We start from the raw sequence: 23,378 nt of genomic DNA on the forward strand, positions 1-23,378 counted from the left end.
AAAACTTAGCTTATTGTCCTAAGTAATTCCTTTTTTATGCGGGTTTTGTAAGAAAATCTTGTTTATTCATCGTTAATGTAACAAAGCGACGCTGTTAATTTGATCAACCTTCCTGTTTCTTATTCCGACCTTTTGTTATTGGGGGATTTTTCTAGGTGTGCCACGAGCACGGGCATCGTCTTTTTCGTGTTATTCTTTTGTTTTCGTATCCACTTTTCTTTCTTTTAGAGCCCTTTATGCGCATTCAACGTCGCCATGTACCCGATACTCCGCTCCACTTCCCAAGTGATTTATCCCCCACTATTTGTCGTATTTTACAGTCACGTAATGTAGTCAATATGGATGAATTAGATTATCGATTACCCAGATTAATGCGTCCCGATACTTTGTTTGGGCTTCAGCCGGCCGCAAAAATTTTAGCCGATGCGATAGAGGCTGGACAAAAGATCCTTATCGTTGGGGATTTCGATGCCGATGGCGCGACCAGCACCAGTCTCGGTATTCTTGCGTTGGAAGCAATGGGAGCGGTTTCTCCAGATTATTTGGTCCCCAATCGTTTTGAATTTGGCTATGGATTGACACCAGAAATAGTGGAAGTAGCAAAAGAGAAAGAACCTGCCGTGTTGATTACTGTCGACAACGGCATTGCCAGCATCGACGGTGTGTTAGCGGCAAAGTCGTATGGTATGAAGGTGGTGGTTACCGATCATCATTTACCGGGTGATACCTTGCCCGTAGCCGATGCAATCGTAAATCCAAATCATCCAGAATGTGGTTTTCCTAGCAAAAACTTGGCGGGTGTCGGCGTTATTTTTTATGTGATGTCTGCGTTGCGAGCCGAATTGAATACCCGAAACTGGTTTACTGAGCAACATATTCCAGAACCAAAAATGGCCGACTATTTGGACTTGGTCGCGTTGGGAACCGTTGCGGATGTGGTGCCTTTAGATGGCAATAACCGAATTTTGGTGCAGCAAGGCATTAAGCGTATTCAGGCGGGTTTGGCACGGCCAGGCATCTTGGCGTTATTAGAAGTAGGGCGTCGAGATTACACTCAATTGAAAGCATCGGATTTGGGGTTTGTGGTTGGCCCAAGATTAAACGCGGCGGGTCGATTGGATGATATGTCCATTGGCATAGAATGTTTATTAGCGGTTCATCCGCATCAAGCGGCTCAATACGCTCAACAACTCGATCAGTTTAATCGTGAGCGAAAAGCGATTGAGTCGGATATGAAAGAGCAGGCTGAGTTGGTTTTAGAAACCTTATTGGATGATGAGCAAGACATGCCAAATGGTATGTGTTTCTACGATGCGGATTGGCATCAGGGCGTGATTGGAATCTTGGCTTCCAGAATGAAAGACAAGTGTCATCGTCCCGTTATTGCGTTTGCTCGAGTGGGCGATGATGAGCTAAAAGGATCCGCTCGCTCCATTGCTGGCGTTCATATTCGAGATGCCTTGGATTTATTGGCGAAGCGATATCCTCCTTTATTGAGTAAGTTTGGTGGTCATGCTATGGCCGCGGGAATGTCGATAAAAGAGTCTCATTATGATGCGTTTCGTTTGGCCTTTGACCTGATCATCAGTGAGCTTGTCACACCAGAGCAGCTCGAAGCCACGCTTCTCACCGACGGCCCGCTTGCGGCGGAAGATTTTAGTTTGAGCTTTGCGGAGCAAGTCAGGCTATCTGGGCCTTGGGGGCAAATGTTTCCTGAACCGTGTTTTGACGGTGTTTTTGATATTCTGCAGCAGCGTATTGTGGGGGAGAAACATCTCAAGCTGATGGTGCGTGAACCAAGTAGTGGGCTTTTATTGGACGCCATTTGTTTTTTTGTGGATCTGGACGCATGGCCTAATGACAACGCCAACCAAGCTCGCTTGGTTTATAAATTGGATGTGAATGAGTTTCGTGGTCAGCGAAATTTACAGCTCATAGTCGACTATTTAGAACCTGCATAACGTAAATGAGAAGATTGCTTATTTTGCCAAACAAATTGCCGAACAAATTGGTTAGGCGCTGCGTATAAGGGCAAAAGTTGAGGTATAATGCGCCTCCCTCGTACATCACTCTATTTTTACTGGAGCTCATTCATGACTGCACTGGTTCTTGACGGCAAACTTTGCGCCAAAGAAACTGAAGACCGCTTACAAGCTCAAGTTACCGAGCTAAAAGAGCGCACCGGTTGCACCCCTATTTTAGCGACTATCTTGGTCGGCGCTGATCCAGCATCCGCGACTTATGTGAAAATGAAAGGCAACGCTTGTCGTCGTGTCGGCATGGACTCTATGGCGATTGAATTGCCAGAAAGTACAACAACCGAGCAGTTGTTGGAAAAAATCACCGAATTGAACAACAACCCAGACGTGCACGGTATTTTGTTGCAGCACCCAGTGCCTGAGCAAATTGACGAGCGTTTGTGCTTTGATACGATTGAAGCGCGTAAAGACGTTGATGGCGTAACCTGTCTTGGTTTTGGCCGCATGGCGATGCAAGAGCCAGCGTATGGCGCGGCAACGCCTGCTGGTATTATGCGTTTACTTGAAGCCTACGATGTGAAACTGGAAGGTAAACATGTTGTTGTGGTTGGCCGCAGCCCAATCCTTGGCAAGCCAATGGCCATGATGATGTTGAACGCCAATGCGACGGTGACGATTTGTCATTCTCGCACCCAGAACTTATCTGATTTTGTAAAACAAGCGGACGTGATTGTTGGCGCCGTGGGTAAGCCTGAGTTCATCAAAGCAGAATGGATTAAAGACGGCGCGGTAGTGGTTGATGCGGGTTATCATCCAGGTGGCGTTGGCGATATCGAACTTGCTCCGTTGGTTGGTCGTGTTGCTGCTTACACACCGGTTCCTGGTGGCGTTGGCCCGATGACGATCAATACGTTGATTCTACAAACCGTGGAATCTGGCCTGAAACTGCTAGGCTAATGGACTTGAAAGGTCTGGATCCTTGCCCCATATTGTTGATATAACGTCGAAAGATGGGACAAAAAAGCCGCGCCATTAGGTGCGGCTTCTTTTTTATTATAAATTGAACAGAAATAGGTAGACACTTTATGTCCACAGAAATGTTAAAAGACGCATTGGACTTCGATTTGATCGCTGATGTTTTCGTAACCGAATCCATCACCGCTTCGCCATCGGAACTGCATGGTCAGTTGTGTGGCTACCTTGCGTCTGGTGTGACCTTGCCACTAGAAGATTGGCTGAAGATGGTCGTTGAGTTTTGCGATATCGAAGGTTGGAAAGAAGACGCAAGTCGCACTGTCATTGTCGAGCTTTATACGGCGACACTGACGTTACTGCAAAACGGTGAGTTTGCGCTTGTGCCAAGCATTTCAGACGAAGACGCAGATTTATGTGAACGAGGCGTGACATTATCGCAGTGGGCGCATGGCTTTTTAGCGGGCTACGGTTTGTCTGGTCAAAAGAACGCCTTGACCGACGAAACCAAACAAATTCTTCGTGATTTTGCCAATATCTCTGGTATGCAGGCCGAAATGCGAGCGTTGGAAAACAACAATGATAACGAAGCGGATTTAACCGAACTGGTTGAATACGTTCGATTGTCGGCGATGATGATGTACACAGAGCATCACGATATCAATCCCGATGTGGATCACACCAAGAAGAATCCATTACATTAAAAGTGAGACCTTTTATGAAAATCGACACTCAAACCTATCAAGCTCGTCGTAAACGTTTGATGGCATCCTTGCCTGAAAACAGTGTGGTTGTTATCCGTACGGGTGAGTTAGCGACGCGCAATAATGATTGCGAGTATGAGTTTCGACCTCATAGCAGTTTTTTCTATTTAACTGGGTTTCCAGAGCCAAGTGCGTATGCGTTGATTCATGGCTGTGGTGAAATGACCTTGATTACCTTGCCGAAAGACCCTGAAAAAGAACAATGGGATGGTTTTCGTTTTGGAATGGAAGGCGCGATAAAAGAGTTTGGTGCCGAAGACGCCGCGGTATTGGATGAACTCGACAGTGTTGCATTTTCAGCGTTAGATGGCGCCGTAAATGTTGTCTATTTATTCAATGATGATGTGCTTCGTGAAAAAATTGCTGGATGGCGTAATGCCGTAGCCGCTCGAGTCAGAATGGGCGCGTCAGTACCAACCAATTTTATCGATTTGTCGCCGGTTGTGTCAGAAATGCGTTTGCGAAAAGACGCCGAAGAGATTGCGATTATGGAAGCGGCGGCGCAAATTAGTGTCGAAGCGCACAAACAAGCAATGCGATCGGTTCGTCCTAGAATGAACGAATATCAGTTAGAAGCCGAGATCAATTACGTCTTTATGAAATCTGGTGCACGACAACCGGCGTATAACAATATAGTGGCGTCGGGCAGCAATGCGTGTGTGTTGCATTACATTAAAAATGACGAAGTCATCGACGATGGTGACCTTATTCTCATTGACGCTGGCGCGGAATTGGGTTGTTATGCGGCCGATATTACCCGTACTTTTCCTGCCAATGGTACGTTTAGTGAACCTCAAGCGGCTTTGTATCAAGTCGTGCTAGACGCTTATTATGCCGGTATGGCGCAACTGACCGTCGGAACACCTTATGAAGCGTGTCACAATGCCGCCGTCCGAACCTTAACAGAAGGTCTGGTTGCTCACGGATTATTGCAGGGGGATGTCGAATTCCTGATCGAGAGCAAAGCGTATCGTGATTTTTACATGCACAATACAGGGCATTGGTTAGGCTTGGATGTTCATGATTGTGGTGCGTATAAAATAGGTGGTGAATCGCGCCTGCTTGAAGAAGGCATGGTGCTGACAATCGAACCTGGCCTGTATGTGTCTGCTGATAATATGTCCGTTGACGCTAAATGGCGTGGCATTGGCATCCGTATCGAAGACGATGTGCAAATTCGGGCAGCTGGACCTTATGTGTTGACGCACGGGTTGCCAAAAGAAATTAAAGAGATTGAAGCATTAATGGCTGAAAATCGTTAATCAAAGTGTCAATGTTGGAGAGAGATGGAATGGCTAAGTCGTACGATTTGATCATAGTCGGTGCCGGAATGGTGGGCGCTTTGTCTGCGATTCTATTGGCTAAATCTTCCTTACGCATTGCGCTTGTGGATAAGCATGATGGTGAATACCGTTTGTCCACGCCTCCTGCCTACGATGCACGAGTCAGTGCGATTTCCAGTCAATCTAAATCCTTGTTAGAAACAGCCGATGTTTGGCAGGGTATTCCTAAAGACCGTGTTGCATCATATGACAATATGGTGGTTTGGGACGGGTTAGGCGATGGTTATATCGACTTTAATGCCGACACTACGGCCATGCCGGAATTGGGGCATTTGGTCGAGAATGCGGTGCTTAATCAGCAGTTGATGGCGCAAGTCAGGCAGTCGAAAAATATTGACCTGTATTTAGGTGATACTCTGGGCAGCCATGATTTAAATGAGTTTGGTGTTCGAGCAGAGCTCGCTTCGGGTCATGTATTGGAGGCCCAAGCGATGGTTGCTGCGGACGGCGCGATGTCTAAACTGCGCACAGAGAATGCATTCGATACCATTGAATGGGATTATGGTCACACTGCGATTGTCGCCACATTAGAAATTGGCCAACCTCATGAAAACACCGCGTGGCAAAGCTTTGGAGAAGAAGGCATTTTAGCGTTTCTTCCCTTGCCAAGTGTGGATCAAAAACACCTTGTTTCTATCGTTTGGTCTGTTCCTCCAAAAGAAGCTGAAGCTCTTATGGCGCTTGATGTTGACGCTTTTTGTCGCCGGTTACATTACGCCATTGGTAAGCGCTTTGACGTATTGGGTGTCACGCAAACACGTCAATCTATCCCACTTCGACAACGTCACGCAAAAGCGTATGTGAAGCCAGGTATTGTTCTGATTGGCGATGCGGCACACACTATTCACCCTTTGGCAGGACAAGGCGCTAATTTAGGTTTTTCTGACGTTAAAGGGTTGGTGGATGTGTTAAGCAAGGCGCATCGTCGGGGCGAGCCTTTGGGCTCTACAAAAGTGCTAAGACGTTATGAACGTGCTCGAATGCTCGATAACATGGCGATGTCTGCAGGAATGGAAGCGTTCAAACGGTTATTTTCAACGCAGCAACCGGTGTTTGTTCAACTTAGAAATATGGGCATGAAGCGGTTTAATCGTGATGTGTCATTAAAGAAAAAATTGATCGCCCGAGCGGCTGGATTGCCCTCTTTTTCCTGAGCGTTTTTTTATTTATTTATTGATTATGATGCGTTTCAAAATGAAACGAATTTATTATTGCAAAATACACTTGCTGACATATTCTGCACTATATTAGATTACCTATTACTAACTAGAATAAAAGGCGCCGATCTATGCAAGTCCAAGACCTTCTAAAGCAAACAGACAAGCTTCCCAATGTGCCAGACGTTGTTCGTGAATTAATTCAATTACTCAATGACCCCAATGCCAAATACTCGACAATTTCAGAGCGGGTGTCTCATGATCAAACGATTTCATTAAAAATTTTACGCGTTGTGAATTCTGCCTACTTTGGGCTTTCTAGAAAAATTTCCTCTATTGATGAAGCCACTGTTTTACTTGGTATGGATAAATTGAAAACGCTGGTTATTGCATCGGGTTTTTCAGGTTCTGTGACGAAAGTAGAGGGCATTACTTTGTCTGAGTTTTGGGCCGATTCTTTTAGAGTGGCTGAATTGGCTCAGTGGATTGCAAAACGCACTGAATTAGTGGAACCCGATGAGGCTTTTACAGCAGGCATAGTTCATAATATCGGCAAGTTGCTACTACACTTGACTGCACCGGACATTGCATTAGAAATCCAAGAGCGTGTAGCAAACCGAAAAGCAGGAAGAGTGAAGGCAGAGCAGGATCTTCTCGGTTTTACCTCTCAGGACGCTGGAAAGGCGTTGATGGATTTATGGAAATTCCCTGCGGAACTGGGCTCAGCTATCCAACAGCATAAGCGACCTTTTTCAGAGGGTGAGCCAGAACCATTGGCGTGCGTTTTGAATTTGGCTTGTTACTTAAATGCCTGTATTCGTAATGACCGCGATTATGATTTAGTGCGTGAAGGCTTCCCGATGGCCGTTGCGAAAGCCGCTGGTTTGGCTGACGGCATTGTTTATGAACTAGACGATGCGCTGATGATCGGTGATGGACTTAATCAATTATTGAATTAGACGCAACGTCTAATTCAACACCTCTAAGCGACTGGTTATTTTCTCAATAAGAAGAAACCAGTCGGTCATTTGTATACCCCCTCTTAACGGTACTTTTTGGGCATTGTTTGAAAATTGAACAAATGATAATCGCTAGTGTTTAGTATTGTGTTGTGCTAATTTCTTGTCTCATTTTTATAGGGTCTTTTCTCCTATTTTGTTTGGGTATATTAATGCCTTTGAGAAGAGAGAATGGTTCGAATATGTGGAAGGTGAGCATGTCATTAACATTGCGTAAAGTGGTTAAAAGCAAAGGTCGAAAGTCTATTTTTAACGGTGTTGGTTTTGTTGCACTGACCTCATCTTTATTGCTTTCTACTGCCTTACAGGCGAAAGGTGAAGTAAACATTTATTCTGCTCGTAAAGAGTCCCTTATCAAGCCTGTATTGGATACATTTTCCAAAGAAAATGATGTCGTTGTTAACCTAATTACCGGCTCTGCGGATGCGCTGTTGAGTCGATTAAAAGCCGAAGGCGATGCGAGCCCAGCGGATATGTTTATTACCGTTGATGCCGGTCGTTTGCATCGAGCAAAAGCCGCAGGCGTGTTGCAACCACTTCATAGCGATGTCTTAAACGCCAATATTCCTAGTCATTTACGCGACAGCGATGGTTACTGGTTTGGCCTATCACAGCGTGCACGCGTTATTTTCTACAATCCTGAAAAAGTGTCCTCGAAAGATTTATCCACCTACGAAGACCTTGCGAATGCAAAGTGGAAAGGGCGGATTTGTGTGCGTTCTTCCGCCAATGTTTATAATCAATCACTGGTTGCCTCTATGCTTGAAGCGGATGGGCGTGAAAAGACACAGGCTTGGGTTAAAGGCTTAATGTCTAATTTAGCGCGTCCACCTTTTGGTGGAGATATAGATTTATTAAAAGCGGTAGCAGCGGGTGTTTGTGATCTGACTTTGGCGAACACCTATTATTATGGTCGCCTTGGACAGAGTGACCGAGCGGATGAAAGGGCGGTGTACAACACGGTTAAGTTGTTCTGGCCGAATCAAGGAAAAGGCGAGCGTGGCGCGCATGTCAATGTCAGTGGCGCGGGCCTTACCTCCGCGGCAACAAATATTGAAAACGCCACGTTATTACTTGAGTACTTAACCAATCATGCTTCTCAAGAATGGTACGCTCACGTAAACAATGAATACCCTGTTGTCACTGGTGTTGGTGCACCAGAAATGTTGGCGCCCTACGGTACCTTTCGAGCGGATACGATTTCGCTTAGTCAGTTGGGTGTGAATAATCGAGAAGCCGTCGAGGTGATGGACATTGCTGGGTGGAAATGATTTTTTTACGTATAGGTTTTGAGAATTAATGGCGGATTTTGCGCATTTGACTGTCGTTAGAAAACCTAAATCTAACTGGCTGAAAGTATCGGCAATACTGATTGCCGCCATTTTGGCTTTGCCAATATTAGTGGTTCTGGTCAATGTTTTGATCGGCGATGGTGATGTGTGGCATCACCTTTATCAAACCGTGTTGGCTGAATATATTTCCAACTCATTGTTACTGATGTTGGGAGTCGGAATAGGTGTGTTGGTAATTGGTGTTCCATGTGCCTGGCTGACCAGCATGTGTGATTTTCGGGGGCGTGCATTTTTATCTTGGGCATTGCTTTTGCCGATGGCCGTTCCTGCTTACATTATTGCTTATACCTATACAGGTGTGTTGGATTTTGCTGGTCCTGTTCAAACTTTTATTCGTGATATGACCGATTGGCGATACGGCGAATATTGGTTTTTTGAAGTGCGTTCTCTTGGTGGCGCGGTCGTCATGCTGACGCTCGTGCTTTATCCTTATGTCTATTTGATGAGTAGAGCGGCGTTTTTAGAACAATCTGAGAACACGTTGGAAGTCAGTCGTACTTTAGGTTACTCAGGCAGAGCCGCCTTTTTTAAACTCGCACTTCCTCTTGCTCGCCCTGCGATTGTGACCGGACTGAGCTTAGCTCTAATGGAGACTCTGGCCGATTACGGCACGGTACAATACTTTAGTGTAAATACCTTTACGACGGGTATTTTGCGCACGTTTTATGGCTTTGGGGACGTCGCAGCGGCATCACAATTGGCGGGTGTGCTCTTGATGTTTGTGACGGCATTGATTCTGTTGGAGCGGTATTCTAGACATCGTATTCGCTATCATGCTTCTGGACTGAAAAAAGCGAGCAACAGACGAATGAAGTTGAAAGGCGGCCGTGCTTTCTTGGCGTCTGTTTTTTGTTGGTTGCCGATTTGTGTTGGTTTCCTTATTCCTGTCAGCGTGTTGGCGTTTTGGGCGATGTTTAAAGCCGAAATGCCGGGGACGAACTTTATTCAATTGGCGTGGAACTCTTTTTATCTTGCGGCGATGGCGTCCTTGATCGTGGTGAGTTTGGCCTTGGTATTGAGTTATGCCATTCGTTTGAATAACGGTCGCAGTGTTAAGGCATCGGTTGGTATTGCCGGTTTGGGTTATGCGCTGCCAGGCACCATTATTGCGATTGGTACTATTGTGCCTTTGGCTTGGCTTGATCACAGAATTATTGATCTTGTGACCTATTACAGTGGTGAAAAAATCGGCTTAGTGTTCTCTGGTACCTTATTTGCGCTCCTATTTGCTTATACGGTTCGCTTTATGGCGGTGTCGTTAGGCGCCGTTCAAAATGGACTGGGTAAAATTAAGCCGAGTATGGACATGGCAGGTCGATCGCTTGGGATGTCGCCTTTTAAAGTATTAGCTCGAATACACATTCCTTTGCTGAAAGGCTCTGTTTTGACGGCAATGCTCATTGTGTTTGTCGATGTCTTGAAAGAGTTACCAGCCACCTTGGTACTTCGCCCATTTAATTTTAATACCCTTGCAGTCAGAGCATTTGAATTGGCTTCGGACGAACGGCTGGTCGATGCCGCACCAGCTTCATTAATGATCGTGCTGGTGGGGTTGGTACCAGTGATTTTGTTAAGCCGTTCCATTTCTTCCAACACTGGTCGCTCTAGATAGCCGATAATCGAAATAGGATTTTATATGACGTCGATACCCCTTCATAAAACGCTGAAAGATATGACGCTGACCAACGTGTCGGTCGGTTATGATGGCGACGTAGTGGTTAAAAGGGCCGCTTTTCAGCTATTGGAAGGGCAAATCGGTTGTCTGTTAGGGCCAAGTGGTTGTGGTAAGTCTACATTACTGAGAGCCATTGCGGGTTTTGAAACCTTGATGGCAGGCGAAATACGGATGGATGATCAGGTGATTTCGAGTCCTTCGTTCAGTGTGAATCCAGAGAATCGTTCGATCGGAATGGTTTTTCAAGATATTGCGTTGTTTCCGCATCTTTCTATTGCCGAGAATATCGCCTTTGGCTTATCGGATTGGCCAAAAGCCAGCGCTGAAGAACGCGTTGCCTATTTATTGGAGTTGGTTGGTTTGGCAGGGTTTCAATCACGTTACCCACATTCACTTTCCGGTGGTCAACAACAACGTGTGGCGTTGGCGAGAGCCATTGCGCCAAAGCCAAAACTCTTATTGATGGATGAGCCTTTTTCAGGCCTCGATGCGAAATTAAGAGAAGAGTTGGTGCCCGATATTCGCGAAATATTAAAGCATGAAAAAATGAGCGCATTGCTGGTGACACACGATCAAATGGAAGCTTTTGCGATGGCGGATCAGGTGTCTGTTATGGATGCGGGTGTGATTCATCAAACAGGGACGCCGTATCAAATTTACCATGAGCCAGAAACACGTTTTGTCGCCAGTTTTATTGGCCATGGCGACTTCTTACCGGCGACCGTGTGCGGCGCGGATTGTGTTCATTCTGATCTTGGAACAATTCGAGGTGATTTGGATCATGGTTTTGCCGACAATACTCAGGTGGATTTATTGGTTCGACCCGATGACATTTTACACGATGACGACAGTGAGTTTGTTGGTGTGATTGTGAGTAAGTGGTTTCGTGGTTCGCACTTTTTGTATCGAGTAAAATTGTCTTCTGGAAAAGTTGTTTACTGTTTTGCTTCTTCTCATCATAACCACGCGATCGGTCAGGAAATTGGCTTGACGGTTCACTTAGATCACTTGGTGATGTTTCCTCGTCAATAATTTTAGCAATGTCATGGTATTTGAATAGACTTGTCTTTTAAAAGGTAGGTCATTTCTGTGGTGTAATACGTGGCAATTGATTATAGAGTCTCTATAATAGCGTTTTTTAAATTTATACTGGGTGAAAACTTTGAGTGTTATTCGACTAAAGGGTCAGGCTGATCGCCGTCTTCGAGCTGGGCATCAATGGATATACAGCAATGAGGTAAATACCTCTGAGACGCCATTAAAGCAATTTACGCCAGGGGATCAGGTTGTTGTCGAAACAGCACAAGGAAAACCGCTTGGTATTGCTACGATAAACCCAAATACATTGATTTGTGGACGACTGATTAGTCGTAGTACAGACACGGTATTGAACAAATCCACATTGGTTCACCGCCTTAAAATCGCATTGTCCTTACGTGAAATGACGTATCCTGCGCCGTATTATCGTCTTGTTTTTGGCGATTCTGATGGTTTGTCTGGTTTGGTTGTGGATCGTTTTGCCGACATCCTTGTTGTGCAAATTTCCACCGCAGGCATGGAACGCGTGAAAAACGAAATCATTGAAGCTTTACAAGATGTGATTAAACCTTCCGCTATCTTGATGAAAAACGACGGGAAAATGCGTCAAATCGAAGGACTAGACAGCTACGTTGAAGAAGCGTTTGGTACGGTTCCTGAAACGGTTTTCCTACAAGAAAACGGCGTACTGTTTGAAGCGCCAGTGTGGGACGGACAAAAAACGGGTTGGTTTTATGATCACCGTGAAAACCGCAAAACTATGCAAGGCTTCTGCGATGGTAAACGTGTATTAGACGTTTTCTCTTATGTTGGTGGTTGGGGGGTTCAAGCGGCTTCTGCTGGTGCTACCGACGTCACCTTTATTGACGCATCTAAAAGCGCGCTGGATTATGTTACTGGTAATTTAAAGCTTAATCAGTACGAAGGCGTTTCGAGTCTTATTCACGGCGATGCGTTTGATTCCATGCAGTCTTTGATTGATGACAAACAGCGTTTCGACGTGGTTGTTATGGATCCACCGGCGTTTATTGCTCGTCGTAAAGACATCAAAGCGGGCGAAGGTGCTTATCACCGAGCCAATCAGTTGGCGATGCGATTAGTGGCCAAAGGCGGTATTTTGGTATCGGCTTCTTGTTCAATGCATCTTGAAACAGCGCGTTTGCATGATCTTGTTCGCAGTAACAGCCGTCAGTTAGAGCGTTTCTCTCAACTGGTTTATCGTGGAACGCAAGCGCCTGATCATCCAGTGCATCCAGCGATTGAAGAAACAGAATACTTGAAAGCCTTATTCTACCGAATTCATAATAATATGGGCTTATAAGCCCATTTACTGAATTCACGACAAAGTCATTCAAAAAAATGGCCGCCAGATTGGTTCTGGCGGCCATTTTTTATGCAGTGAAATCCTTAATTCATTCATTAATCTCTTAATGAGATATGTGGCCAGCCTCGATCTTCTGCTATTTTTGTCAGCGTATCATCGGCATCAACCGCAATAGGGTGAGTCACCAATTCCAAAAGCGGTAAATCGTTACGAGAATCGCTGTAGAAATAGCTGTCTTTCATCGTGTGCCCTGTCTCGGCCAACCAATCGTTTAAACGCGTTACTTTGCCTTCTTGGAAGCTTGGAACGCCAACAACTTTTCCTGTGTAATGACCATCAATTATTTCCGGTACTGGCGCAATAATATGATCCATACCTAGCTCATCACCAATTGGACCGGTGACAAATTGATTTGTAGCTGTAATCATTAGCAAGAAATGCCCTTGATTTTTATGGTGTTTTAGCAATTCAATGGCTTTGGTTTGCATCATTGGTTGTATTTTTTCTAGCATGAACGTGCGATGGAGTTCAGTCAGCTCCGAGTTAGAAAATTGTGTTAGTGGCGCTAGACTGAATGCCAAGTATTCATGAATGTCTAAGGTGCCAGATTGGTACTGTTTGAAGAACGTATCGTTTGCTTCTTGGTAGATTTGGGTGTCGACTAACCCTTTCTCAACCAAAAATTGTCCCCAAGTGTAATCACTGTCGCCGTTTAATAAAGTGCCATCTAAGTCAAATATTGCGAGTGTCACAAGCCGTCCTCAATTCTTCTAAAGTGCGCGAATTATAGCCTTGGAGACAATAAATAACATTAGTCTTAATTGTGCGAATGGGGGAATTATGGAACAATGAATCTAATTTATTCTTATATTAGAAGGTAGTAGCTCGTGATTGATGCAGACGGATACAGACCGAATGTGGGCATCATCTTGATGAACGAGCGTGGCCAACTTCTTTGGGCGAGACGTGTAGGACAAAATGCATGGCAATTTCCCCAAGGCGGTATTAAATCTGACGAGACACCGGAAGAAGCGTTATTTCGAGAACTAAAAGAAGAAGTAGGGTTAGATCCACATCAGGTTGAAATCGTAGGTAAAACTCGCGGTTGGCTGCGTTATCGCCTTCCTAAACGCATGCTAAGACACAATAGTAAGCCTTTATGTATTGGACAAAAACAGAAGTGGTTTCTTTTGTCCATTCGTTGTCCCGATGCTTCTGTGTGCGTAGATGGAACGGAATGCCCTGAATTTGATGGTTGGCGCTGGGTAAGTTATTGGTACCCGCTGGGACAAGTTGTTGCGTTTAAAAAGGACGTTTACCGAAGAGCGCTCAAAGAACTTATTTCTAGCGCACATCGTCGACTGGAAAAGCGATAAGCTCACTGGCTTGTTAATGGAGGTAATGTAGATTGATGGGAACACGATGCTAGGTTTATTAAGACGTATTACACAAGAGGTAACCGCCGCACAGTCATTGCCGGCTGCGTTGGATATTATCGTTCGTCGTGTGCGCAGAGCCATGCGAGCAGAAGTGTGCTCTATTTACCTAGTCGACACAAATTCAAAAGATTATGTCTTAATGGCGACACGCGGTTTGAATGCGGATGTTGCTGGTAGCGTTAGCCTAAAGTCAGACGAAGGGCTGGTGAGTTTGGTTGGCCGAAGAGCTGAACCGGTTAACCTTGAAGACGCGCACATTCACCCTTCGTTTCATTATCTAAATGGCACGGGCGAAGAGCGTTATCGCTCTTTCCTGGGTGTGCCTATAATTCATCATCGCCAAGTATTGGGCGTACTGGTTGTCCAGCACGAAGACAAACGTCGCTTTGATGAAGGCGAAGAAGCTTTTCTTATTACGTTATCCGCACAATTGGCCGGCGTTATTGCTCACGCCGAAGCGACAGGTGCGATTGCCAACTTAAATCCTAATGCTATTCCTAATGGCTCTGACTTTCGCTACAAAGGCGTCCCAGGTAGCTCTGGTGTTGCTATTGGGCGTGGTGTTGTGGTTTTTCCTCCTGCGGATTTGGATGTTATTCCAGACCGCCGGACGACTGACTTTGACGAAGAAATTCATGATTTTTACCAAGCATTAGACGCCGTTCGACAAGACATTCGTCTTGCCAGTAATCGAATTAGCCAACACCTTTCAGCGGATGAAAAAGCCCTTTTTGATGTTTATCTTAAAATTCTAGATGACAACTCCATCGCGGGGGAAATTGTTCGGAAGATCAAAGAAGGCAACTGGGCGCAAGGTGCATTAAGACAAGTTATTCAGGCGCACATAGCTCAGTTTAATCGCATGGATGACCCTTACTTACGTGAACGTGCATCGGATCTTCGTGATCTTGGTCGTCGCATATTGTCTCATTTGCAAGAAAATGCACCGAATATTGCGGAGCGATTCAGCGAACCGTCTATCATTATTGGCGAAGAGCTAACAGCGTCAATGCTGGGTGAAATCCCGATAGATAAGATCAAAGGCCTTGTTTCCGTGATGGGGTCGGGCAACTCGCATGTGGCCATTTTGGCACGTGCAATGGGCATCCCAACGGTGATGGGGGCTCTGGATTTACCTTACGCTCAGCTCGATAAAGTAGATCTAATTGTTGATGGTTATCTTGGAAAAATTTTCACGCATCCATCGGAAGCGCTGACGGACAGTTATCAACAGATAGTCGATGAAGAACGTCAGCTAGAAGAAGAATACGAAACCTTAAAAGATTTACCTTGTGAAACACTCGACGGCCAGCGGTTATCTTTGTTTGTAAATACGGGCTTGTCAGCCGATGTTGCCCGTTCGTTGGATCGTGGTGCAGAAGGCATTGGCTTATATCGAACCGAAGTGCCTTTCATGGTGCGCGACCGTTTCCCAACGGAAGCGGAGCAAGTGGTTATTTACCGCCAGCAGTTAGAAGGCTTTGCTCCAGCGCCCGTCACCGTTCGGACCTTAGACATTGGTGGTGATAAAGCGCTTTCTTATTTCCCAATAAACGAAGCCAATCCTTTCTTAGGCTGGCGTGGGATTCGAGTAACGCTCGATCATTTGGAAATTTTCATGGCGCAAATTCGCGCCATGATCAAAGCCAGCGCCGATCTTCATAACTTAAAAATTATGTTACCCATGATTTCGAATGTGGCCGAAGTGGAAGAAGCATTAGCCTTAATTCGTCGAGGTTATGCAGAGGTCAAAGAAGAAGGTTATAACGTTCAAATGCCGCGTGTTGGTGTGATGATCGAAATTCCTGCCGCGGTCTACCAAGTCAAAGAACTGTCTGAGTTAGTGGATTTTCTGTCTGTCGGCAGCAACGATTTGACTCAGTATCTACTTGCAGTAGATCGCAATAACCCTCGTGTGGCTGACTTATATAATTCGTTTCACCCGTCTGTCTTGCGTGCATTGTTGAGCATTGTTGATCAGGTTCGAGGCGAAGGTGTCGGCCTAAGTGTGTGTGGCGAAATGGCGGGCGACCCTATGGGCGCTATTTTGTTGATGGCAATGGGTTACGATGTGCTGTCTATGAGCTCGACAAGTTTGCCTAAAGTAAAAGCCGTGATTCGAAACATATCCATGAAACAAGCTCAGAATATGCTTAATGAAGTGATGAAACTATCCCACGCGGAGGCGGTCACACAAACCATGACCCGACTCATGCGTGAAGCCAATATCGAACGTTTGATTCGTCCATCCAAAACCACCAACGTAGATTAATACCCACCAGAGGTTCGTGACACCATTATGATTTCCTACCCTGACATTGACCCTATTGCTGTATCAATAGGGCCTATTTCCGTGCATTGGTACGGTATTATGTATTTGATTGGTTTTGCGGGTGCGTATTTTTTCGGCATGTATCGAGCCAAGCGTTCTAACGGACTTTGGACGCCAGAAATGGTCAGTGATGCCATTTTTTATGGGGCGCTGGGCGTTATATTGGGCGGCCGTATTGGCTACATTTTATTTTATCAATTTCCGGCGTTTGTCGATAATCCACTGATTATGGTGCGTATTTGGGAAGGCGGCATGTCTTTCCACGGTGGATTATTAGGTGTAATCGCGGCGATGTTCTTCTTTGCTCGTCGTTATAATAAGCACCTTGTGGATGTTACGGACTTTCTTGCGCCGTTTGTTCCAATTGGTTTGGGTGCTGGGCGTTTAGGTAACTTCATTGGTGGCGAACTGTGGGGAAAGCCAACGGATGTATCTTGGGCGATGATCTTCCCAAATGATCCGCTGCAATTGGCTCGACATCCGTCTCAGCTTTATCAATTCGTTTTAGAAGGCGTTTTGTTGTTCTGTGTCTTGTGGTTCTTTTCGCAGAAATCGAAACCACGATACTGTGTCTCAGGTGTATTTTTACTGTGTTACGGTATTTTTAGAATTCTAGTGGAATTCGTTCGCGAACCTGACAGCCAAATTGGTTACCTTGCCTTTGGTTGGGTAACACAAGGTCAATTGCTGTCCTTGCCAATGGTGATTATTGGCGCTGGACTTATTGTTACTGGCTTTAAGCTGAAAGTTTTTCCGAAAAGTTAACGCCTTAGAATTGACATAAAAAAACCAGCCATCCAGCTGGTTTTTTTGTCTCTACGTATTTCTACACCGAGAAAGGGTAAGCGATAGGCTCGTGGAATTGGTAGCCTTCGACTTCAAAGTCGGCCATGGTGACCCAGGTTTCGATGTCTTTGAGGGTTTTGATTTCAGGGTTGATTTTTAAGGTTGGGAGTGGGTACGGCTCGCGCTTTAATTGAACGTCACGCATTAATTCGAGTTGGTCTTCATAGATGTGAGCGTTCACTATTTTATGGAAGGCTTTACCCGGTTTTTTCCCCGTGATTTGCGCAACAATGGCGAGTAAGACATAAACCTGAACCATATTGAAGTTAAGGCCTAGTGGTACATCACAGCTGCGTTGTGTGCTGTTCAAGTAAAGTGTGTCGCCAAGCAACGAGAAATGATGGCTGTACATGCAAGGACGAAGGCAAGCCATATGAAAGGCGCCTGGGTGATAAAATGTGAGGATTTCCCCACGGTTATCCACGCCGCGAGTTAAGTCATCTATGATTTGCTTTAATAAGTCGATGTGGCCGCCATCTGGTTTTGGAAAATTGCGGCCAATGGCGCCATAGCAAAGTCCCATGTCGTCTTCGCCTTTGCGGTAAGGGTTATTCAACCACACTTCATTTTGGTTGGCGTTAGCGTCCCAGGTTTTTGTGCCTAGCGCGCGAAAGTCAGCGGCGTTGTCATAACCTCTTAAGTAGCCAATAATCTCGGCAATGGCCGATTTCCAGAAGCTTTTACGAGTCGTTACCAGTGGGAATTCACCTTTGCTTACGTCGTAAGTAAGGTCAGCATTGATGACGGTTAGGCAGCGTTTACCGGTACGTTCGTTATTTACCCATTCGCCTTCGTCGACGATTCGTTCGCAAAGGTCTAGATATTGTTTCATTTGGGCGGCCTTGTATTCTTGTGTCGTAATGAATGGCGTTCGATTTTGCATGCCCAGAAGTGTCTCTAGGAAATGCATTCTAAGCTGCCATAGGTATAATGATTGTCATCGATTATATCAGAAGCCTTTACTCTTTGTTGATCTCAAGAGTCGGGCAGTTCTATAAAAAAAGGTGCTTTCATGTTGTCACTTATTGTTGCTATATCCACGAATCGAACGATTGGTATTAACAATTCATTGCCTTGGCATTTGCCAAACGATTTGAAGTATTTCAAACAGGCAACCATGGGCAAGCCAATCGTTATGGGCCGAAAGACGTTTGAGTCCATTGGTAAACCATTGCCAGGACGCCGAAATATTGTTATCAGTCGAGACCCTACTTATCAAGCGGAAGGCATCGATGTTGTGTCCTCTTTAGAGGATGCGATTTCACTTGGCGAAGACATTTGCTTGGTCAATGGGCAAGAAGAAGTGATGGTGATTGGCGGCGCACAAATATACCAGTTAGCGCTTGAGCGTGCTGATCGGTTGTATATCACGCATGTGGATGCGGAAGTAAAAGGCGATGCATTTTTCCCTGAAGTGGATTGGCCGTCTTTTACCCTGATGGGAGAAGAGGCGTTTGCAGCGGAAGGTCCTAATCCCTACGACTATCGTTTTTCTGTCTATCAACGAAGCAGTGCCGAGTAATTCGCTATGTGGCAGCAAGTTGAGCTCCAATTACCAGCAGTGCGCCGAGGGTTTCATTTGATCACGGATCAGATTGAAGCCGCCTTGTCTAAGATGCCTACGGTCTCAGTTGGCTTGCTGCATGTTTAATTACTGCATACTTCGGCGTCGCTGAGTATTAACGAGAATGCAGACCCGTCAGTAAGGCGAGATATGGAACGTCATTTTTCGCACATGGTGCCGGAAAATCAACCTTACTATGAGCATGTATACGAAGGAAGTGACGACATGCCTGCGCACATTAAAGCCAGTATGCTGGGGGCTTCTTTGACCATTCCTATTAGAGATCAGCGGTTGTATTTAGGAATTTGGCAAGGCGTTTATTTGGGTGAGCATCGAGATCATGGTGGCGCAAGGCGAATTGTACTGACGTTGCAAGGTGAGTCTTGTTCGTTGTCTTAAAGAGATAAATTAGAGTAATAAAAAAGCCACGCTGTGAAGCATGGCTTTTTTATGGCTTACACAGGTTAGTTAACCACGATTTGTTTGCATTTAGCTTGGCCATCTTCGACGGCTTGGTTCGCGCTTAATGCTAGCTCATCAATGGTTTCACCATCTTCTGGAAAAGTGGCAATACCAATACAAAAATCCATTGGGTCAGAATTGCCTTCAATCAAACTTGTTTTTTCATCTTCTGTTGGGTTGATGATGTGATTGAGCAAATTTTTTGCGTCTTTTACGCTGGTGTTGGGCAATAACAGCAATAATTTATCAGCATCAACACGGGCTAAAACATCGGCTTCCCGAATCTTTTTGTAGATGTATCGAGCCGACGTTTGAATGGCAATATTACGCGCCTCCATGGAAAGCGTTGTTAATCTACTGTTGGCATCTAGATGAATTTTGGCCATCGTTAACGGCGTATATTGGCGCTTTGCCAAGCCTAATTGCTTTTTGAAATGCGTTAGTGCGGCGCCTCTTGTTAATAAACCGGTCAGTTCATCAAAAGTGGCTTGGTTTCGTAAATGCTCTTCAAGGGCTTTTTGATGGCTAATGTCTTCTACAAAACCAATCATTTTCTTCACACTGCCGTCGGTATTGCGTGTATAGGTTCGACCGCGCTCTTTGACCCATAAGTATTCTTGATCGTCTTTTAGAATGCGGTATTCCGCTTCGTAATACTTTTTCTTATTGGCAACATGTTCATCAACAATGGAAGCGAGTCTTTGAACATCGTCTGGATGGACGCGTTCATGCCACTCTGGTGTTGAGCGAGGTGTTTTGCCTTGTGGACAACCTAATAGAATGGCGATCGACTTTGAGCACGAAATCAAATCTGAATGCGTTTCCCAAATCCATAACCCTGCGGAAGATTCCGTCAGTGCAAATTTTAAAAGGGTATTTTCCGCCGCAGAAAGGTCCATGTGATCGGTGTTGTAAACGCACGCCAAGACAGCGTCGCCAAGGTGCTGCAGCTCTAGCTGCATATTGATCAGTTTGTCACCCACTTGAATCAGGCTTTCACAACGTTCGATGCTGCCGTTTTGGATTTTGATATTCAGCTTATGCCAATCATCCGCAGAGGTTGCATCTGAACAGAGAGATACCCACGTCGCGGCAGGTTTGGCATTAAAATTTTCAAACAGCACTTCAAAATTACGATTGTATGACGTGAGCTTTCCGCTGCTGCTTTCTACTATAAAAGCAGGCGTTGGCATGTGTTTAAACGCTAATTCAAAAGGGGTACTCATCATTGCGCTCCTTTATAAATAGGATGGATTATTCAGGCGTGATCCAAGTTACTTGGTGTGTCGCCTGATTGTCTTCTGCCAATAGTTTACTTAATACAGGTAAACATTCCTTGGCTTCCTTTTCGAGTGTCCAAGGCGGGTTAACGATGATCATACCGCTTCCTGCCATACCGCGCTCTTCTTCAGTATCTCGAATGCAAAGCTCGAGTAAAAGCACGTTGCGAATGTTGGTCGCTTTTACGGATTTTAAAAACTCGTTTGCTTGCTGACGATTCAACACCGGATACCAAATAGCGTAAGTGCCTTGAGGAAAACGTTTGTGGCCATCTATCATGGCTTGGACTACATATTGGTAGTCTTTTTTGACCTCGTACGGAGGGTCCATTAAGACAAACCCGCGCTTTTGAGGCGGCGGCAACATAGCTTTTACAGCCATAAAACCATTGTCTTTCACGACATTGGCTTTGCGCTTATTTGGGAACAGCGCCGCCAGTATTGGGTAATCGTTCGGATGCAACTCACATAAGTGTAGTTTGTCTTTTTGGCGAACGTAATAGTCGACAATTTTGGGACTACCCGGATAAAAATCCAAGGTATCGGTTGGATTCATGTCTCGGACAATGTCCAATAGTTCTTCTATCGGTTCAGGCAAATTTTCTTCAGACATTAATCGGGCGATGCCAGAATGAAATTCTTTGTTCTTTTGCGCTTGCTCAGATTTTAATGAGTATTGACCTATGCCTGCGTGCGTATCCAAATAGAAAAAAGGCGCGTCTTTTTTTATAAAATGGCGGCATATTTGACTTACCGTCAAATGTTTTAAGATATCAGCGTGATTGCCTGCGTGATAAATATGGCGATAGCTGAGCATGCTGTGTCCTGTCTTGAGTAATCTTGTTATGAATGAAAAAGGCCGCGAGCCTAATATGGCAAAGCGGCCTTTTGCGTATTATCTTAAAAATTAGTCTATTTTACTGATGTCGCGTACGGCACCTTTGTCTGCGCTGGTGACAAAGTGAGCATACACTTTCAATGCAGGGGAGACTTTGCGTGGACGCGTTTCTGCGGGTTTCCAAGCGTTTTTGCCTTTTGCATTCATTGCGTCACGGCGAGCTTGTAGTTCTTCGTCGCTTAGCAATACGTTAATAGTACGATTTGGAATGTCGATGCGAATAATATCGCCATTTTCTACTAAGCCAATTGCTCCGCCAGCTCCAGCTTCCGGAGACACGTGACCGATAGACAAGCCAGAGGTACCGCCAGAGAAACGTCCATCCGTTAACAGTGCGCAAGCTTGGCCTAGGCCTTTAGACTTAATGTAAGAAGTCGGGTACAGCATTTCTTGCATGCCAGGGCCGCCTTTTGGTCCTTCATAGCGCACGATAACCACTTCACCCGCTTTGACTTTGTCATCAAGAATGTTCTTAACGGCTTCGTCTTGCGATTCTGTAATGTGGGCTGGGCCTTCGAAGACCAAACAAGATTCGTCGACACCCGCACTTTTTACAACACAGCCATCTAGCGCAATGTTTCCGTACAATACCGCTAAGCCGCCTTCTAAAGAGAATGCGTTTTCAATAGAACGGAAGCAGCCGTCTTTACGGTCTCCGTCTAAAGATGGCCAGCGAGTTGATTGGCTAAACGCGGTTTGCGTTGGAATACCTGCGGGACCCGCTTTGTAAAATTCAATCACTTCTGGCGTTGGTGAGCGCATGATGTCCCATGTCTCAAGCGCTTCTTCCATTGTTTTGGAGTGAACAGTATGACACTGATTGTGCAATAGACCGGCACGGTCCAGCTCGCCAAGTAGGCCAAAAATACCGCCTGCACGGTGAACGTCTTCAATATGATATTTAGGCGAATTGGGTGCGACTTTACACAACTGAGGAACGCGACGTGACAATCTGTCAATGTCTTCCATTGTAAAGTCTACGCCGGCTTCAAGAGCGATCGCTAATAAATGAAGAATGGTGTTGGTTGATCCACCCATTGCAATGTCTAGCGTCATTGCGTTTTCAAAGGCATCAAAGCTGGCAATGGAGCGAGGCGCCCAATTTGCTTCATCATTTTCATAGAAACGTTTGGTGATGTCGACAATGCGACGACCGGCTTCTAGGAATAGTCGGCGACGGTCGGAATGTGTCGCCAATGTCGTACCGTTACCAGGCAAACTTAGACCTAGCGCTTCGGTTAGACAGTTCATAGAGTTGGCAGTAAACATGCCAGAACAAGAACCACAGGTTGGACAAGCAGAGCGTTCGTATTCGGCTACTTTTTCATCTGTTGCCGTTGGGTCTGCTGCAATTACCATAGCATCGACTAGGTCGAGTTTATTTTCGGATAATTTTGTTTTGCCGGCTTCCATTGGTCCGCCAGAAACAAAAATAACAGGAATGTTAAGACGCATCGCTGCCATCAACATTCCTGGTGTGATTTTGTCACAGTTAGAAATACAGACTAGGGCATCGGCGCAATGCGCATTAGCCATGTATTCCACTGAGTCTGCAATCAAATCGCGTGAAGGAAGACTGTACAACATGCCGTCATGACCCATTGCAATACCATCGTCTACCGCAATAGTGTTGAACTCTTTTGCTACGCCACCTGCTGCTTCAATTTCACGAGCAACGAGCTGCCCCATATCTTTTAGGTGAACGTGACCGGGTACGAATTGTGTAAAAGAGTTGACCACTGCGATGATGGGCTTTTGAAAATCATCGTCTGTCATTCCGGTGGCGCGCCATAGCGCACGAGCTCCTGCCATGTTGCGGCCGGAAGTAGTTGTCTTGGAGCGGTATACTGGCATTATTTTCCCCACAGTTTTTTTTGCTTTATACAGTTACCCATGTTACCAAGATTATTGTCTATGCCCAATGGCAATTTTTA

General features: G+C 45.4%; 19 protein-coding genes and 1 pseudogene. 15 read left to right on the plus strand and 5 right to left on the minus strand.

Annotated elements, in window-relative coordinates:
• Positions 1-236: 236 nt before the first annotated feature.
• From recJ to D104_RS25340, 10 genes are all read left to right on the plus strand, one after another.
• The gene (recJ, locus tag D104_RS25295) at positions 237-1,961 is read left to right on the plus strand and encodes a single-stranded-DNA-specific exonuclease RecJ (RefSeq protein ID WP_024023444.1); all 1,725 of its coding nucleotides are present in this window, start codon (positions 237-239) and stop codon (positions 1,959-1,961) included.
• 132 nt (positions 1,962-2,093) lie between these two features.
• Positions 2,094-2,936: a bifunctional methylenetetrahydrofolate dehydrogenase/methenyltetrahydrofolate cyclohydrolase FolD gene (gene folD / locus D104_RS25300; protein ID WP_024023445.1), complete on the plus strand. Its 843-nt coding sequence runs from the start codon at positions 2,094-2,096 to the stop codon at positions 2,934-2,936.
• A 128-nt stretch (positions 2,937-3,064) separates the two neighbouring features.
• Complete coding sequence (locus D104_RS25305) at positions 3,065-3,655, plus strand: UPF0149 family protein (protein ID WP_024023446.1); 591 nt, start codon at positions 3,065-3,067, stop codon at positions 3,653-3,655.
• A gap of 14 nt (positions 3,656-3,669) precedes the next feature.
• Positions 3,670-4,977, plus strand: coding sequence for an aminopeptidase P N-terminal domain-containing protein (locus tag D104_RS25310; RefSeq protein ID WP_024023447.1), 1,308 nt, complete (start codon positions 3,670-3,672; stop codon positions 4,975-4,977).
• A gap of 29 nt (positions 4,978-5,006) precedes the next feature.
• Positions 5,007-6,212 carry a UbiH/UbiF/VisC/COQ6 family ubiquinone biosynthesis hydroxylase gene (locus tag D104_RS25315; RefSeq protein WP_024023448.1) on the plus strand — a complete coding sequence of 402 codons (1,206 nt, stop codon included), beginning with the start codon at positions 5,007-5,009 and terminating at the stop codon, positions 6,210-6,212.
• Between the two features lie 134 nt (positions 6,213-6,346).
• Positions 6,347-7,174, plus strand: a complete 828-nt coding sequence (locus D104_RS25320) for an HDOD domain-containing protein (RefSeq protein ID WP_024023449.1) — start codon at positions 6,347-6,349, stop codon at positions 7,172-7,174.
• 257 nt (positions 7,175-7,431) lie between these two features.
• On the plus strand, positions 7,432-8,505 hold the full coding sequence (locus tag D104_RS25325) for a Fe(3+) ABC transporter substrate-binding protein (protein ID WP_024023450.1): 1,074 nt from the start codon (positions 7,432-7,434) through the stop codon (positions 8,503-8,505).
• A 28-nt stretch (positions 8,506-8,533) separates the two neighbouring features.
• A complete protein-coding gene (locus D104_RS25330) occupies positions 8,534-10,198 on the plus strand; it encodes an ABC transporter permease (protein WP_024023451.1) in 1,665 nt (554 codons plus the stop codon).
• A 24-nt stretch (positions 10,199-10,222) separates the two neighbouring features.
• Positions 10,223-11,293 (plus strand): ABC transporter ATP-binding protein, encoded by a 1,071-nt coding sequence (locus D104_RS25335; protein WP_024023452.1) that lies wholly within the window; start codon positions 10,223-10,225, stop codon positions 11,291-11,293.
• Positions 11,294-11,423: 130 nt separating this feature from the next.
• Positions 11,424-12,620: a class I SAM-dependent rRNA methyltransferase gene (locus tag D104_RS25340; protein ID WP_031214642.1), complete on the plus strand. Its 1,197-nt coding sequence runs from the start codon at positions 11,424-11,426 to the stop codon at positions 12,618-12,620.
• A gap of 98 nt (positions 12,621-12,718) precedes the next feature.
• On the opposite strand, the gene D104_RS25345 is transcribed toward D104_RS25340, so the two are convergent.
• Positions 12,719-13,375 carry a histidinol-phosphatase gene (locus D104_RS25345; protein WP_024023454.1) on the minus strand — a complete coding sequence of 219 codons (657 nt, stop codon included), beginning with the start codon at positions 13,373-13,375 and terminating at the stop codon, positions 12,719-12,721.
• A gap of 135 nt (positions 13,376-13,510) precedes the next feature.
• Here D104_RS25345 and D104_RS25350 point away from each other — a divergent pair, with 135 nt between their 5' ends.
• From D104_RS25350 to lgt, 3 genes are read left to right on the plus strand one after another with little or no spacing between them, the layout of a single operon-like run.
• Complete coding sequence (locus D104_RS25350; RefSeq protein WP_024023455.1) at positions 13,511-13,999, plus strand: RNA pyrophosphohydrolase; 489 nt, start codon at positions 13,511-13,513, stop codon at positions 13,997-13,999.
• A gap of 46 nt (positions 14,000-14,045) precedes the next feature.
• Complete coding sequence (ptsP, locus tag D104_RS25355; protein WP_024023456.1) at positions 14,046-16,334, plus strand: phosphoenolpyruvate--protein phosphotransferase; 2,289 nt, start codon at positions 14,046-14,048, stop codon at positions 16,332-16,334.
• Positions 16,335-16,361: 27 nt separating this feature from the next.
• On the plus strand, positions 16,362-17,159 hold the full coding sequence (lgt, locus tag D104_RS25360; RefSeq protein ID WP_024023457.1) for a prolipoprotein diacylglyceryl transferase: 798 nt from the start codon (positions 16,362-16,364) through the stop codon (positions 17,157-17,159).
• 61 nt (positions 17,160-17,220) lie between these two features.
• Here lgt and D104_RS25365 read toward each other — a convergent pair whose 3' ends face one another.
• Positions 17,221-18,072 carry a thymidylate synthase gene (locus tag D104_RS25365; protein WP_031214645.1) on the minus strand — a complete coding sequence of 284 codons (852 nt, stop codon included), beginning with the start codon at positions 18,070-18,072 and terminating at the stop codon, positions 17,221-17,223.
• Positions 18,073-18,252: 180 nt separating this feature from the next.
• Here D104_RS25365 and folA point away from each other — a divergent pair, with 180 nt between their 5' ends.
• Both folA and D104_RS25375 read left to right on the plus strand, forming a co-directional pair.
• Positions 18,253-18,762, plus strand: a complete 510-nt coding sequence (gene folA / locus D104_RS25370; RefSeq protein ID WP_024023459.1) for a type 3 dihydrofolate reductase — start codon at positions 18,253-18,255, stop codon at positions 18,760-18,762.
• A gap of 6 nt (positions 18,763-18,768) precedes the next feature.
• Positions 18,769-19,203: pseudogene (locus D104_RS25375) on the plus strand (secondary thiamine-phosphate synthase enzyme YjbQ).
• 65 nt (positions 19,204-19,268) lie between these two features.
• Here D104_RS25375 and D104_RS25380 read toward each other — a convergent pair.
• From D104_RS25380 to ilvD, 3 genes are all read right to left on the minus strand, one after another.
• Positions 19,269-20,495 (minus strand): PAS domain-containing protein, encoded by a 1,227-nt coding sequence (locus D104_RS25380; RefSeq protein WP_235075906.1) that lies wholly within the window; start codon positions 20,493-20,495, stop codon positions 19,269-19,271.
• A 25-nt stretch (positions 20,496-20,520) separates the two neighbouring features.
• Positions 20,521-21,363 carry a 23S rRNA (adenine(2030)-N(6))-methyltransferase RlmJ gene (locus D104_RS25385; protein WP_024023461.1) on the minus strand — a complete coding sequence of 281 codons (843 nt, stop codon included), beginning with the start codon at positions 21,361-21,363 and terminating at the stop codon, positions 20,521-20,523.
• Between the two features lie 90 nt (positions 21,364-21,453).
• A complete protein-coding gene (ilvD, locus tag D104_RS25390) occupies positions 21,454-23,298 on the minus strand; it encodes a dihydroxy-acid dehydratase (protein WP_024023463.1) in 1,845 nt (614 codons plus the stop codon).
• Positions 23,299-23,378: the final 80 nt, after the last annotated feature.

Origin of the sequence: Marinomonas profundimaris, assembly GCF_000508165.1 — a bacterium.
In the GTDB taxonomy this organism is placed as follows: Bacteria; Pseudomonadota; Gammaproteobacteria; order Pseudomonadales; family Marinomonadaceae; genus Marinomonas; species Marinomonas profundimaris.